Origin of the sequence: Agreia sp. Leaf210, from assembly GCF_001421485.1 — a bacterium.
Lineage (GTDB): Bacteria > Actinomycetota > Actinomycetes > Actinomycetales > Microbacteriaceae > Agreia.
Genome location: NZ_LMKK01000003.1, coordinates 198,181 through 212,508, shown reverse-complemented (window position 1 = coordinate 212,508; position 14,328 = coordinate 198,181). Strand labels below are relative to the sequence as shown.

The following is a 14,328-nucleotide window of genomic DNA, read 5'->3' as shown; positions in this document are numbered from 1 at the left end:
CGGTAGGTTTGGTGTTCGTGACTATCTCCGGTTCTTGGCGGCGCACAGCGCGTGGCGCGGGCCTTCTCTCGCCCGACGGCTCCATCCGTTCCACGATCTTCGCCGAGATGAGCGCGCTCGCCACGTCGACAGGAGCGATCAATCTCGGGCAGGGCTTTCCCGATGAAGACGGCCCCGCCGAGATCCTCGATGCGGCACGACAGGCGATCAGCGATGGACTGAACCAATACCCGCCGGGCCTCGGAATGCCCATTCTCCGCGACGCGATCGCCGCTCACCAGAAACGCTTCTACGGGCTCGATGTCGACGCCGAACGCGAGGTACTCGTCACGGCCGGCGCCACCGAGGGTCTTGCGGCCACACTCCTGGCCCTCGTCGACGACGGCGACGAGGTGGTCACTCTCGAGCCTTTCTACGATGCGTACGGCGCCGTGATCGCCCTGGCCCGCGGCATCCATCGCACCGTGCCCCTGCGGGTCCCCACGTTCCTACCCGACCACGACGAGTTGCGCGCCGCCGTGACCGACCGCACCCGGGTCATCCTGATCAACAACCCGCACAACCCCACCGGCACGGTGCTCCCCCGAGAAACACTCGAGTTGATCGTCGAACTCGCTCACGAGCACGACGCGATCATCGTGACCGACGAGGTGTACGAGCACCTCACCTTCGACGTTCCGCACATCCCCGTCGCGACTCTGCCCGGCGCCCGGGAGCGCACCGTGACGATCTCCTCGGGCGGCAAGACGTTCAACACGACAGGCTGGAAGATCGGGTGGCTGATCGCGCCCCACGAGATCGTCACCGCCATCCTCGCCGTGAAGCAGTTTCTGACGTTCGTGAACGGCGCACCTTTTCAGCCCGCGATCGCCGTCGGCCTCGGGCTGCCCGACCAGTTCTTCGAACAGATCGCCCGCACTCTGCAGTCGAAGCGCGACATTCTCTCGGCGGGACTCGTCAAGGCCGGCTTCGACGTCTTCACCCCGCGCGCCGGTTATTTCATCGTGGCCGATGCCGCACCCCTGGGGTACAGCGACGCAGCAGCGCTCTGCCGAGAACTGCCCGCTCTCGCCGGCGTCGTAGGAATTCCGATCAGTGCTTTCTGCGGCGAACAGCTCGCGGGCGAGTACTCGTCGCTCGTGCGGTTCGCGTACTGCAAGAAGGTCGACGTGCTCGAACGGGCCGCCGCCCAGCTCGCTCGTGCGGGCCGCGAGAGTCGCTGACCTCAGCCGGCGGGCTTCTCTCCACGCGCGAGCTTCTCGACCATTCGCTCGATGGCGCGAGCCCGACCCTGCTCCGTCTTCAGGGCATGGATGCGGTAGTACACCGCGAACCGGTTCTGCGCATTGAGGGTCGCGTAGAACGCCTGTGCGGCGTGGTTCCGCTCCAGAGCGATGAGAAAGTCCGGATGCGGCTGCGCATCTGTCGAGGTCGCATATGCCCTATCCCACCGGCCATCCGCCCGTGCCCGCTCGATCTCGGCCAGGCCGCGAGACGACATCCGGCCCTCGGCGATCATCGCCTCTGCCGCCACGCGGTTGCGCATCGACCACGGGCTGGCAGCCCTGCGTGGTGTGAACCCCCGGAACGACGTGTACTCGTCGCGTGAGCGCGACTGCCCGTCGATCCATCCGAATTCGAGCGCCACGTCGAGCGCCTCGGCATAGGTGACCGTCGCGAAGGGCGCGCTTTTCTTGGCCACGATCAGCCAGATGCCGATCTCGAGATCCTGGTTCTCGAGCATCCAGTCGCGGAACTCGTCACGCGACGAGAACTGCAGACTCTCCCGCTCCGCAGCCATATCAACCGCCTCCTACAGCTCTCGCGTTCCGAAGCGTCGCAGAGCCAGCGCGGGATTCACACGCCGCACCTCGTCGAGGCGTCCCCGGTCGATCCACGCGACGGCGACGTCTTCGTTCTCCGCGAGGGATGCGATGGTCACTCCCATCGGATCGACGACGAGGCTGGCCCCGACCCCGATAGGCGGCGTGTGATCGGCCGCGGCGACATAGATGGTGTTCTCGAGGGACCGCGCGGTCACGAGCGTGCGCCAGTGGTGCTCCTTCAGCACTCCCCTGACCCACTCGGCGGGCACGAGCACGAGGTCCGCTCCGGCGTCGACCAGTCGCCTCGAGACCTCGGGGAAGCGGATGTCGTAACAGGTCTGCAGCCCCACGGTGAAGGGCCCGACGGTGAAGGTCTCCGGAGCCTCGATGGCACCAGGTTCGACGAAGTCGCTCTCACGCGACCCGAACGCGTCATAGAGGTGGAGCTTTCGGTACGAGGCCGCGAGCTGCCCAGACGGCGAGACGGCGACGACGGCATTCGAGAACCGTTCCCCCTTCAGTGTCGTCTCGATCATGCCCGCGACGATGTGGATCTGCAGTCGGCCAGCCAGGGAACGCAGCGCCGAGACGAATGCGCCGTCGAGTGGTTCGGCATTCTCGAGGAAACCTTCGCCGAACGGGTCGGAGAAGAACGACGAGTACTCGGGAAAGACGACGATGGATGCGCCGCGCGACGCCGCCCGCTCGGCCAGCCTCGTGATCGTAGCCAGATTCGCGGCCTTGTCGGTGCCGGGGGCGAATTGGGCGACGGCGACGCCCAGGCCCTCGGTGAGATCGGACGGCGAGAGTGACGGGCTGACCATTCCCTCACCCTAGCGAAGAGGTGTGATGAGAGGATCGGTCAAATGACCACGACAGAGCCCGCACCCGAAACAACCGCCTGGTGGACCAGCGCCGTGGTCTACCAGATCTACCCCCGGAGCTTCGCCGACTCGAACGGCGACGGCATCGGAGACCTCGGCGGCATCCGCTCGAAGCTCGACCATCTCGCCGAGCTGGGCGTCGACGTGATCTGGCTGTCGCCGATCTACCGCTCACCCCAGGCCGACAATGGCTACGACATCAGCGACTACGAGGACATCGACCCCCTCTTCGGCACACTCGAGGAATTCGACCTGCTGCTCGCCGAGGTGCACGAACGCGGCATGAAGCTCGTGATGGATCTGGTGGTCAACCACACGAGCGACGAACACCCCTGGTTCATCGAGTCACGGTCTTCGAGGGACAGCCCGAAGCGCGACTGGTACATCTGGCGCGACCCGATGGAGGGGCACGAGCCCAACGGCTGGACGAGTGCCTTCAGCGGTCCGGCCTGGACCCTCGACCCCGCGACGGGTCAGTACTATCTGCACCTCTTCGCGGCCAAGCAGCCTGACCTCAATTGGCAGAACCCCGAGGTGCGAGCCGCCGTGTTCGCCATGATGAACCGCTGGCTCGATCGTGGAGTCGACGGCTTCCGGATGGACGTCATCAACTTCATCGCCAAGACGGAGGCGGAGCTGGTCGGCGAGAGCGTGCAGCCGAGCATGGGCCCGCAGATCCACGACTACCTGCGCGAGATGCATCGCGAGGTGTTCGCGGGCAGAGACACCGAGCTGATCACCGTCGGTGAGATGCCCGGGGTCACGGTCGAGGACGCGGCTCTGTTCACGGGGGCCGACCGCGAAGAACTCGACATGGTCTTCCAGTTCGAGCATGTCGGGCTCGATCACAGCGACGCGGGCAAGTTCGACAATCTCGCGTTCGACCTCGTCGCTCTCAAGACATCGTTGGCGCGGTGGCAGACGGGCCTCGCCTCGTCTGGCTGGAACAGCCTGTACTTCGGCAACCACGACCAGCCGCGCTCGGTTTCGCGTTTCGGCGACGACGCATGCTTCCGCTACGAGTCAGCCACGTTGCTCGCTGCGATTCTGCACCTTCATCGTGGCACGCCGTACATCTACCAGGGCGACGAGATCGGCATGACCAACGCCGGCTTCACGACGATCGAGCAGTACAAGGACATCGAGAGCGTGAATCACTACTCGGAGGTCGTCGCCGGGGGCGCGGACCCCGCGATCGTCCTCGAGCAGATGGCGTTCCGCAGCCGGGACAATGCCCGCACCCCCGTGCAGTGGACGCCGGGTCCGCAGGCGGGCTTCACCCACGCAGAGCCGTGGATCGAGGTCAACCTCAATGCCGACACGATCAACGTGCAGACCGACCGTGCTGCGGCGGACAGGTCGATCTTCGAGTTCTACCGTGGCCTCATCGCGCTGCGGCACGAGCTCGCCGTCGTCGCGCTGGGCGAATTCGCGCTGCTCGAGCCGGAGCATCCGACTCTCTACGCCTTCACGCGCACCCTCGGCAGCGATCGTCTGCTCGTCGTGGGCAACTGGTCGAGCGAGCAGCTGAGATTGCCGCAGGGCCTGACGGACGACGCCGGCACGCGGCTCATCGGAAACTACCCGGAGTGGGATATGCAGACACTCGAACCATGGGAGGTTCGGGTCTACTCTCGCGCGGAGCGGTCTGGCACCTGACACGTGGCCTAGCCTTGTCTCAGGCGCCGTCTTGCCGCGCCGTTGTCGTCGAAAGGACATCGCACCCGTGAAGCTCCACTCCGTTCGCGTCCATCCCAGCTCCGATTCGCTGGCGCGTGGCGACCAGCTTGCGCACGCGATCGCGGAGGTCGCAGCGGACCCGGTGGCTGTCGATGCCGATGTCACCGAGATGATCATCAACCGTGTGATCGACAACGCCGCGGTCGCCGCAGCCTCGTTGACCAGGCGGCCCGTCGTCTCCGCGCGATCGCAGGCAGAACGGCACCCCTACTCCCCCGGGTCGACCGTGTTCGGTCTGGCATCGGATGCGCGTTTCTCGCCCGAGTGGGCGGCCTGGGCCAACGGCGTCGCCGTTCGCGAGCTCGACTTTCACGACACGTTCCTCGCGGCCGAGTACTCGCACCCCGGCGACAACATCCCGCCGATCCTCGCGGTGGCCCAGCACGCGGGCCGCTCGGGGGCCGAGCTGATTCGCGGCATCGCCACTGGCTACGAGATCCAGGTCGATCTCGTCCGTGCGATCAGCCTCCACGCGCACAAGATCGACCACGTCGCGCACCTCGGGCCCTCTGCCGCTGCCGGAATCGGAACCCTGCTCGGTCTCGACATCGAGACGATCTTCCAGGCCGTCGGCCAGGCGTTGCACACGACCACGGCCACGCGGCAGTCCCGCAAGGGCGAGATCTCGTCGTGGAAGGCCCACGCTCCGGCCTTCGCCGGCAAGATGGCAGTCGAGGCCGTCGATCGAGCGATGCGCGGAGAGACCAGCCCCACTCCGATCTACGAGGGCGAAGACGGCGTCATCGCCTGGCTGCTCGATGGTCCCGGTGCCTCTTACGAGGTTCCGCTGCCCACCGCCGGCGAGTCGAAGCGCGGCATCCTCGACACGTACACGAAGGAGCATTCGGCCGAGTACCAGGCCCAGGCCTGGATCGACCTGGCGCGCAAGCTGCACAACGAATATCCGATTCTCGTGGAGCACCCGGAGGACATCGGAAGCATCACGATCCACACGAGTCACCACACGCACTTCGTGATCGGCTCGGGTGCCGGCGACCCGCAGAAATACGACCCCACCGCATCGCGCGAGACCCTCGACCACTCGATCCCCTACATCTTCACGGTGGCGCTGCAAGACGGCTCATGGCATCACGTCGACTCGTATGCCCCCGAGCGCGCGGGGCGCGAAGACACCGTGCGGCTCTGGAAGAGCGTGCGCACTGTCGAGGACTCAGAGTGGACGAGGCGATACCACTCGATCGACCCGCAGGAGAAGGCGTTCGGAGGACGCGTCGAGATCCTTCTCACCGATGGCACCCTGATCAGCGATCAGATCGCCGTCGCCGACGCTCACCCGCTCGGCGCGCGACCCTTCGCCCGCGAGCAGTACGTCGCCAAGTTCCGCACTCTCGCCGAGGGTGTGCTTGAGCAGTCCGAGATCGAGCGATTCCTGTCTGTCGCCACCCGCCTGCCCGAACTCCGCGCCGACGAGCTCGCGGGCCTCACCATCACGGCGCGTCCCCAACTGTTCGAGGGCATCGCCACCCCGAAGGGACTCTTCTAATGCTGTATGCCCCGACATCCGCGGCCGACAAGCGCGTAGCTCTGCGCGCCGGCCTGGCCAGCGGCGAACTGCAGCTCTTTCCCGGGGCGTTCAACCCCCTCTCCGCCAAGCTCATCCAGCAGAAGGGCATGGACGGGGTCTACATCTCGGGCGCCGTTCTCTCCGCCGATCTCGGACTCCCCGATATCGGTCTCACGACCCTCACCGAGGTCGCGGGCCGCTCGCAGCAGATCGCCCGCATGACCGATCTGCCCTCGATCGTCGACGCCGACACCGGTTTCGGCGAACCCATGAACGTCGCTCGTACGATCCAGACACTCGAAGACGCCGGCGTGGCAGGAATGCACCTCGAAGATCAGGTCAACCCGAAGCGCTGCGGCCACCTCGACGGCAAGCAGGTCGTCGATCTCGACACGGCCCTGAAACGCATCAAGGCAGCCGTCGAAGCGCGTCGAGACCCCAATTTCTTGATCATGGCCCGAACGGATGCCCGTGGTGTCGATGGTCTGCAGGCCGCGGTCGACCGCGCGAAGGCTCTCGTCGATGCCGGAGCCGACGCGATCTTCCCGGAGGCCATGGCCTCGCTCGAGGAGTTCGCCGCTGTGCGTGCAGCCGTCGACGTGCCGATCCTCGCCAACATGACGGAGTTCGGTAAGAGCGAGCTGTTCACGACCAGACAACTCGCCGATGTCGGGCTCAATCTCGTCATCTTCCCGGTGTCGCTGCTGCGACTGGCGATGGGCGCCGCCGAGAAGGGGCTCGACACGATCACGCGTGAGGGCTCGCTCACCTCGATGCTGCCCGAGATGCAGACGCGCGCTCGCCTCTATGAGGTGCTCGACTACGAGGCGTACAACGCCTTCGATTCCGGCGTGTTCAACTTCTCGCTCGATCGCCACTTCGGAGCTCAGTAACCGGGCTGCACCAGCTTCTGGGCGGCACGTACCGCTGAGACCCGTCTCCGGGCGGTGACGGCCTTCGATTGTGCGTCGGCAGGGCCCGTGAAGGTGCTCGGCGCGCTCGCCCAGGCGAAGGCGAGCCCGAAGAGCATCGTGATCAGATCCTCGGGCTCCCACTGGTCATCGAGCTTCCCGTCCGCCTGCGCGTCGAGGATCAGCTGCCGCTCGGGGAAGAGGCGCGACCTGTCGTCGTCGGAGAGCGAGGGAGACACGCCCTCCAGTCGGGCCCAGTGCAGCATTCGTATGTGCTCCGGGTGCGAGATCGTGTGATCGAAGACCCCACCCACGAAGCCCGGCAGGTCGTCGATGTCGATCGGATTCGCCTCGGCGACTTCGCGCTGATTCAACTGCAGGACCACCTGGAACAGAGCCTTCTTGTCGCCGAAGTAGGCGTACAGCCGCTCCTTGCTGGCGCTCGCGGCCGTAGCGATGCGATCCACCCGAGCCCCCGCAAGACCGAAGTCGGCGAATTCCGTTCGCGCAGCGTCGAGAATTCGCTGTCTGGTCGCCTCACCGTCACTTCTCATGGGTATAGCATAGCTAAGCCAACCAACTAGTTCGTACGAATAGGATCCCGCTTCTTCATGACGCTTCCCTCCACCGCCTCGACCGAGGCTGTCCACGATCACGCCGCACACCCACGACGGTGGTGGCTGCTCGCTGTGCTCGCACTCGCGCAGCTCATGGTGGTGCTCGACGGCACGATCGTGAACATCGCCCTGCCCGACGCTCAGATGGAGCTCGGCATGAGCGATGGCGACAGGACCTGGGTCGTCACGATCTACGCCCTCGCGTTCGGTTCTCTTCTCCTGCTCGGCGGTCGTATCGCCGACTATTGGGGACGCAAACGGTCGTTCATGCTCGGCATGGTGGGGTTCGCCATCGCATCCGGCATCGGCGGATTCGCCGCGACGACCGAGCAGCTTCTGATCGCACGTGGCCTGCAGGGCGCCTTCGCGGCGATACTCGCACCCGCTTCCCTCGCCATCCTCACCATCACCTTCCCCAACGGCAAAGACCGCATCAAGGCGTTCGCCGTCTACGGGGCGATCGGCGGAGGCGGAGCGGCCGTCGGGCTCCTCCTCGGCGGCGTGCTCACCGAGTACGCGAGTTGGGGCTGGTGCCTGCTGGTGAACGTGCCCATCGCGATCGTCGCCATCGTGGCCGGGTTCCCCCTGATCCGAGAGAGCCGCGCACACGGCAACACACGCTACGACCTTCCCGGTACCGTGCTCGTCGTCGCTGGACTCGCATCCCTGGTCTACGGCTTCTCGCAGGCCGAGAACGGATGGGGCCGTTGGGAGACCATCGGCTTCCTCGCCCTGGGCGTCGTTCTGCTTGCCACCTTCGTCTGGTGGGAGTCGCGTGCGGCCAACCCGCTGCTTCCGCTCCGCGTCATCGTCAACCGGGTCCGCGGCGGCGCGTTCCTCGTCTCTCTGCTCACCGGCGCCGCCCTCCTCGGCGGCCTGCTCTTCCTGACGTTCTACTTCCAGATCGTGCTCGGCTTCAGCCCGTTGCAGTCGGGCCTCGCGTCGCTACCCATGACCTTCACGATCATGATCGGCGCCACCGTGCTGTCGAAGTTCCTTCCCACGACCGGCGTTCGCCTGCCCATGACCGTGGGTCCGATCGTGGCGGCCGCCGGACTCACCTGGCTGTCGTTCATCACCGTGGAGGGCAACTACGTCGTCGAGGTGCTGCCCGGAGTCATCCTGCTGGGCATCGGTCTGGCCTGCATCTTCGTTCCCCTGCAGAACGTCGCACTCTCCGGCATCGACGAGCACGACGCAGGAGTCGCCAGCGCGGCGGTCTCGGCCACGCAGCAGATCGGCGGTTCGATCGGAACGGCTCTTTTCACCGCGCTCTACACCGCGGCGATCTCGGCCTACCTGGCGGCGAACCCGCCTTCTGCGACGGCTCAGCTCGAGGCATTCGTGAGCGGCTACTCGACGGCATTCCTGTGGGCCGCGGGCCTCATCCTGCTCGCCGCACCGATCTCGTTCTTTCTCGTGCGGCCGTCGAAAGACGAGCTGATGAACGTGCCCGACGCCGTTCACCTGGGCTGACCTTCTGACGCTACGGTGGAGGCACTATGAACACTGCCTCCACCCTGTCCGACGTTCCTCTCGCCGGCGCCGCCTACACACTGACCTCGGGCGACTATTCGGCCGACATCGCGGGAGTCGGCGCAAGTCTGCGCGCTCTGCGCCATCGAGGGCGCGATCTCATCGTTCCGTTCGATGCCGATGAGGTTCGGCCCGCTTTCCGCGGAGCCGTTCTCGCCCCGTGGCCGAACCGGGTGGTCGACGGCCGGTACACGTTCCGCGGCACCGAATACGAACTCGCGCTCACCGAGCCCCGCCGTGGGCACGCACTGCACGGTCTCGCTGCATGGCAGGAATGGCTTCTGGTCGACTCCGGTGACGAGTTCGTCGAACTCGCGTTCCAGATCGAGGCGCAGTCGGGGTACCCCTTCCGCGTGCTCGTCGCCGCGCGCTACGAGCTGTCTGAATCGGGCCTCACCACGACCATCCGGGCCATCAACACGGGCCGCGACGCCGCCCCCTACGGAACGGGCCCGCATCCGTATCTCGTCGCCGGGCCCGGCCGGGTCGACGACTGGTCGCTCGAACTGCCGGCACGTGCGGTGCTGACGGTCACTCCCGACCGGTTGATTCCGATCGATCTCGGCGACGTCGAGCTCGAAGACGACGGCGCGTTCGATTTCGTTGCGGCCAGGCCGATCGATTCGACCTTCATCGATCACGCGTTCACCGAACTGGAACGAGACGACGACGGCGTCTCAACAGTGCGGGTCACGACCCGAGATGGAGAGTCCGGAGTGGCGATCAGCTGGGGCACCGAATGCCAGTGGGTGCAGATCCATACGGCGGATCAGCCAGAGCCGGCGATCAACCGACTCGGCTTGGCCGTCGAGCCGATGACCTGTCCCCCGGATGCCTTCAACACGGGCACCGACCTGATCGTCCTCGACCGAGGCGAAGAGCACACGGCCAGCTGGACCATCTTCGCCCTTTAACGAACTCGTTCCCTGAGCCTGTCGAGGGTTGTACCTCGACAGGCTCAGGGAACGACGACGGCCTATGCCGTCAGCTATTCGGCGACGTCCTCGTCGACCCAGTCGAGGGTCTTCGTAACGGCCTTCTTCCAGTTGCGGTACAGGCGCTCACGCTCGGCGTCGTCCATGTTCGGCGTCCAACGCTTGTCTTCCTGCCAGTTGTTGCGCAGGTCGTCGAGGTTGTCCCAGTATCCGACCGCGAGGCCGGCCGCATACGCGGCGCCGAGCGCGGTGGTCTCGGCGACGACCGGGCGAACCACGGGAACGTTCAGGATGTCGGCCTGGAACTGCAGAAGGGTGTCGTTAGCGGTGGCTCCGCCGTCGACCTTGAGCTCGGTCAGCGGCACACCCGAATCGGCGTTGACCGCGTCGAGAACCTCGCGGGTCTGGAATGCGATGGATTCCAGCGCCGCCCGGGCGATGTGGCCCTTGTTCACGTACCGGGTGAGGCCGACCAGCGCGCCACGGGCATCCGAGCGCCAGTGCGGCGCGAAGAGACCCGAGAACGCGGGCACGAAGTACGCGCCGCCGTTGTCGTCGACCGTCTTGGCGAGCACTTCGATGTCGGGAGCGCTCTGGATGATGCCGAGGTTGTCGCGCAGCCACTGCACCAGCGAACCGGTGACGGCAATCGATCCTTCGAGTGCGTAGTGGGTCGCGCCGTCGCCGAGCTTGTAGCCGATGGTGGTGAGTAGTCCGTTCTCGCTCTTGACGATGTCGGTGCCGGTGTTGAAGATCAGGAAGTTGCCGGTGCCGTAGGTGTTCTTGGCCTCGCCCTTGTCGAACGCGGCCTGGCCGAACGTGGCCGCCTGCTGGTCGCCCAGGATGCCCGCCACAGGAACCTCACGGAGCAGGCTCGAGTCGGAGACCGTGCCGTATACCTCTGACGAGCTGCGGACCTCGGGCAGCATCGACTTCGGTACGTCGAACGCCTTCAGGATCTCGTCGTCCCATTCCAGGGTCTTGAGGTCGAGGAAGAGGGTGCGACTGGCGTTGGTCACGTCGGTCGCGTGGACTCCCCCGTTGATGCCGCCGGTCAGGTTCCAGAGAACCCACGTGTCGGTCGTTCCGAAGATGAGGTCACCGGCCTCGGCACGCTCCCGCGCTCCGTCGACGTTCTCGAGGATCCAGACGATCTTCGTTCCCGCGAAGTAGGTCGAGAGCGGCAGCCCCACGGTGTCCTTGACGGTCGACGATGGCCTGGGTGCGGGTGTCTTGCCAGACGATGGCGTTGTACACGGGTTCGCCCGTGTTCTTGTCCCAGACGACGGCGGTCTCCCGCTGATTGGTGATACCCACCGCGACGATGTCGTGACGCGTTAGGTTGGCCTTCGAGAGGGCCTGGCCGATGACCTCGCGAACGTTGTCCCAGATCTCTTTGGGGTTGTGCTCGACCCAGCCCGCCTTCGGGAAGATCTGTTCGTGCTCCTTCTGACCCGTCGAGACGATTCCGCCCTCGTGGTTGAAGATGATCGCTCGAGAACTCGTGGTTCCCTGATCGATCGCAATGACGTACTTGCTCATGTCTAACTCCTTCGTTATGTGGTTCTGCCTTGCCGGGGTGCCGGTTACGTGAGGATGGGAAGAAGGGGCACAGCCGCGAGGCCGGCGAGCACGCCACCGACGATGGGGCCGAAGACCGGGATCCAGGAGTAGGACCAGTCGGACGATCCTTTGCCCTTGATGGGCAGCAGGGCGTGCGCGATGCGCGGGCCGAGGTCACGGGCCGGGTTGATCGCGTAGCCGGTCGGGCCACCGAGGGATGCGCCGATCGCGATCACGAGGATCCACCGGAAGAGCGCCCAGCGCAGCGAGACCGCCGCCCGGCTCCTGCCGACCGAAACCGATCACCACGAACACCAGGACGAAGGTGCCGATGACCTCGGTCACGAAGTTCCAGCCGTAAGAGCGGATGGCGGGACCGGTCGAGAAGACGCCGAGCTTATTGGCCGCGTCGGGCTCCTCGTCGAAGTGCTGCTTGTAAGCCAGCCACACGAACACGGCACCGATGATCGCACCCAACAGCTGAGCGGCGATGTAGACGAGGATCGAGACCAGGTTCACGGGAACACCCGAGCCGAATTCCTTCGCTCCGTTGGCGACGAGCCCCAGCGTGACCGCTGGGTTCAGGTGCGCACCGCTGTTGTACGACACGATGACACCGCAGAAGACGGCGAAGCCCCAGCCGATGTTGACCATCAGGGTGCCGCCGTTGAAGCCCTTGGTCTTCACCAGCGCCACATTGGCGACGACGCCGCAACCGAGCAGGACAAGCAGGGCAGTGCCTACGAGTTCCGCGATGAATACAACCCCGAGATTGTCCACATTGACCTTCTTTCGCGTGACGTCGACGTCACATTGATAAGAATGAGGGGCCGACCGACGCCGACCCCTCATTGACGCTAGCGATCAGTTGTCGATGCAATCAACAGATTCGCGTGCACGTCTGTTCAGACTCTGCCCCGTCAGTCGGCGACGATGGCAGCCGCCGTAGTCGCCTTTGCGGCGTCGAGCTCGAGGCCGTGGAACAACGCGAGGTCGCGCACGGCTGCCGCGCGCTCGTCGGCGAGTTGCGTCTCGGACCAGCCCAGCGCATTCGACACGAGCGAGCTGAGTTCGTCGAACGCCGACTGATCGAGATCGCCCACGAACGCGAGGATCGTGCGACGCAGGACGAGGTCGGTGAGGTGCACCACGAATTCGTTCTCGACGAGGTACGCGATCTCGGCGGCAGAGAATCCCGAGACGTTCTGGAGTTGCTTGTCGTCGACCGCTGCGCTGATGGAGTCGATGACCTTGTCGGCCTTGGTGCCGTAGCGGGCCAGCAGGGCGCGCGCACGCTCGGCGCCCACGTCGGACGCGTGTGCCGACACCCAGGTATTGGTCGCCTGGGTCGTCGTCGGGAAGCCGACCCCGCCGCCGATGGAGAGCTTCTCAGTGTTGACGGTGCGCGTACGACCGATCAGCTCGAGCGTCTCGTTCGCGAGGTGCTCGGAGAGGGCCCGGAAGGTCGTCCACTTGCCACCGACGAGACTCAGCATGGGAATCTTCGTTCCACCGAGACGTGACGGCTCGATGCGGTAGTCGCGCGAGACGAATCCGGGCGCCGTGTCATCGTGCTTCGGCAGGGGGCGGATGCCCGAGTAACGGAAAACGATCTGCGAACGGTCCACGGGGATGCGTGGGAAAACGTGCGACACGAGCTTGAAGAAGTAGTCGACCTCCTCTTCGGTGCACACTGCAGGCTTCGTGATATCGGCTTCCAGGTCGGTGGTACCGACGAGAACCCGACCGTTGAGCGGGTAGATGAGCACGATCCGACCGTCGTTGTTCTCGAAGAAGACCTCGCCGCCTGCGCACGCCTTGTAGAGCGCCGGGTTGTCGAGAACGATGTGAGAGCCCTTGGTGCCCCCCATGAAGGTGCTCGGCATACCGAGGGCCTCGTTGGTCAGGTCGGTCCACGGGCCCGTGGTGTTGACGACGGCGTCGGCGGCGATGCTGAACTCGCGACCGGAGACCGTGTCGCGCAGGAGGACCTCGTCGCCTGAGACGCCGATGGCCTCGACGTAGTTCGCGCTGCGCGCGTTCGGTCCCACGGCTCGGGCGTCCTCGACGAGATCCAGGGCGAGCCGTTCCGGGTTCTCGACCGCAGCATCGAAGTAGGTCGCCGTGTACTTCACGTCAGGGCGCAGCTGCGGAAGCTTCTTGAGGGACTTCTTGCGACCCGCGAACTGATGCCGGGGCACAGAGCCGCCGTCGCGCGAGAACGAGTCGTAGCCGAGCAGTCCGAGCTTGATGAGAAGCGCTCCGCGCTCCTTCGGCTTTCCCTGCTTGTGGGTCAGGAAGCGCAGAGGAGCGGAGACGATGCCGGAGAACGTGGAGAAGATGGGAATCGTCGTCGGCAGAGGCTTCACGTAGTGAGGCGCGAGCCGCAGAAGACGGTTGCGCTCCTGCACCGACTCGCGAACGAGCCTGAACTCGCCGTTCTCGAGGTAGCGGACTCCACCGTGGATCATGTGGCTCGACGCCGCCGACGCACCGGAGCAGTAATCGCTGCGCTCGACGAGGACGACATCGACACCCTGCAGCGCCAGGTCTCGGAAGGTCGCGATGCCGTTGATGCCGCCACCGATTACGAGCACCTGTGCTCGCGGTGTGGCGATGAGGCCAGCGACGTCGGGGCGCAGCTCTGTGCCATTGGATGGGGAAACGACTGGTGCACTCACTGTGTACTCGCCTTCGTGTAAGTAAGTTCTTGATTACTGAACAAGTCTGAGCATCCGTACACAATTGTTCAAGCGTTATGCACAGACGTGCACTCCGTGGGAGACTGTTC

The 14,328-nt window shown here is 65.3% G+C and carries 10 protein-coding genes and 2 pseudogenes; 6 read left to right on the top strand and 6 right to left on the bottom strand.

Annotated elements, in window-relative coordinates:
* The first annotated feature begins 17 nt into the window (after window positions 1-17).
* Window positions 18-1,223, top strand: coding sequence for an aminotransferase class I/II-fold pyridoxal phosphate-dependent enzyme (locus tag ASE64_RS11380; RefSeq protein WP_055781909.1), 1,206 nt, complete (start codon window positions 18-20; stop codon window positions 1,221-1,223).
* A gap of 2 nt (window positions 1,224-1,225) precedes the next feature.
* Here the strand turns inward: ASE64_RS11380 and ASE64_RS11375 are convergent, their stop codons facing one another.
* Both ASE64_RS11375 and ASE64_RS11370 read right to left on the bottom strand, forming a co-directional pair.
* On the bottom strand, window positions 1,226-1,801 hold the full coding sequence (locus ASE64_RS11375; protein ID WP_055780441.1) for a YdeI/OmpD-associated family protein: 576 nt from the start codon (window positions 1,799-1,801) through the stop codon (window positions 1,226-1,228).
* Window positions 1,802-1,813: 12 nt separating this feature from the next.
* On the bottom strand, window positions 1,814-2,650 hold the full coding sequence (locus ASE64_RS11370) for a carbon-nitrogen hydrolase family protein (protein WP_055780439.1): 837 nt from the start codon (window positions 2,648-2,650) through the stop codon (window positions 1,814-1,816).
* Between the two features lie 42 nt (window positions 2,651-2,692).
* On the opposite strand from ASE64_RS11370, the gene ASE64_RS11365 reads away from it, so the two are divergent.
* The 3 genes from ASE64_RS11365 to prpB all read left to right on the top strand — a co-directional run bounded on the left by ASE64_RS11365 (window position 2,693) and on the right by prpB (window position 6,868).
* Complete coding sequence (locus ASE64_RS11365; protein ID WP_055780436.1) at window positions 2,693-4,369, top strand: glycoside hydrolase family 13 protein; 1,677 nt, start codon at window positions 2,693-2,695, stop codon at window positions 4,367-4,369.
* A 67-nt stretch (window positions 4,370-4,436) separates the two neighbouring features.
* Entirely contained in the window at window positions 4,437-5,954 is a 1,518-nt protein-coding gene (locus ASE64_RS11360; RefSeq protein WP_055780434.1) for an MmgE/PrpD family protein, read from the top strand.
* The gene (gene prpB, locus ASE64_RS11355) at window positions 5,954-6,868 is read left to right on the top strand and encodes a methylisocitrate lyase (RefSeq protein ID WP_055780432.1); all 915 of its coding nucleotides are present in this window, start codon (window positions 5,954-5,956) and stop codon (window positions 6,866-6,868) included. Before ASE64_RS11360 ends, prpB begins: the two co-directional genes overlap by 1 nt.
* Here prpB and ASE64_RS11350 read toward each other — a convergent pair.
* Complete coding sequence (locus ASE64_RS11350; protein ID WP_055780430.1) at window positions 6,862-7,440, bottom strand: TetR family transcriptional regulator; 579 nt, start codon at window positions 7,438-7,440, stop codon at window positions 6,862-6,864. The two genes, prpB and ASE64_RS11350, sit on opposite strands and share 7 nt — an antisense overlap.
* A 57-nt stretch (window positions 7,441-7,497) precedes the next feature.
* Between ASE64_RS11350 and ASE64_RS11345 the strand changes: the two genes are divergently transcribed.
* Window positions 7,498-8,979, top strand: coding sequence for an MFS transporter (locus tag ASE64_RS11345; protein ID WP_055780428.1), 1,482 nt, complete (start codon window positions 7,498-7,500; stop codon window positions 8,977-8,979).
* 26 nt (window positions 8,980-9,005) lie between these two features.
* Window positions 9,006-9,953: an aldose 1-epimerase family protein gene (locus ASE64_RS11340; RefSeq protein ID WP_055780425.1), complete on the top strand. Its 948-nt coding sequence runs from the start codon at window positions 9,006-9,008 to the stop codon at window positions 9,951-9,953.
* 74 nt (window positions 9,954-10,027) lie between these two features.
* On the opposite strand, the pseudogene glpK reads toward ASE64_RS11340, so the two are convergent.
* The 3 genes and pseudogenes from glpK to ASE64_RS11325 all read right to left on the bottom strand — a co-directional run bounded on the left by glpK (window position 10,028) and on the right by ASE64_RS11325 (window position 14,218).
* Window positions 10,028-11,516 (bottom strand): annotated as a pseudogene (gene glpK, locus ASE64_RS11335) (glycerol kinase GlpK).
* Window positions 11,517-11,560: 44 nt separating this feature from the next.
* Window positions 11,561-12,269 (bottom strand): annotated as a pseudogene (locus tag ASE64_RS11330) (MIP/aquaporin family protein).
* 188 nt (window positions 12,270-12,457) lie between these two features.
* Entirely contained in the window at window positions 12,458-14,218 is a 1,761-nt protein-coding gene (locus ASE64_RS11325) for a glycerol-3-phosphate dehydrogenase/oxidase (protein WP_055780422.1), read from the bottom strand.
* Window positions 14,219-14,328 lie beyond the last annotated feature (110 nt).

Bases quoted from the DNA above. Each gene is read 5' to 3' on its own strand.
- ASE64_RS11375 (WP_055780441.1), bottom strand. From the start codon at position 1,801: ATGGCTGCGGAGCGGGAGAGTCTGCAGTTCTCGTCGCGTGACGAGTTC.
- ASE64_RS11370 (WP_055780439.1), bottom strand. From the start codon at position 2,650: ATGGTCAGCCCGTCACTCTCGCCGTCCGATCTCACCGAGGGCCTGGGC.
- ASE64_RS11365 (WP_055780436.1), top strand. From the start codon at position 2,693: ATGACCACGACAGAGCCCGCACCCGAAACAACCGCCTGGTGGACCAGC.
- prpB (WP_055780432.1), top strand. From the start codon at position 5,954: ATGCTGTATGCCCCGACATCCGCGGCCGACAAGCGCGTAGCTCTGCGC.
- ASE64_RS11350 (WP_055780430.1), bottom strand. From the start codon at position 7,440: ATGAGAAGTGACGGTGAGGCGACCAGACAGCGAATTCTCGACGCTGCG.
- ASE64_RS11345 (WP_055780428.1), top strand. From the start codon at position 7,498: ATGACGCTTCCCTCCACCGCCTCGACCGAGGCTGTCCACGATCACGCC.
- ASE64_RS11340 (WP_055780425.1), top strand. From the start codon at position 9,006: ATGAACACTGCCTCCACCCTGTCCGACGTTCCTCTCGCCGGCGCCGCC.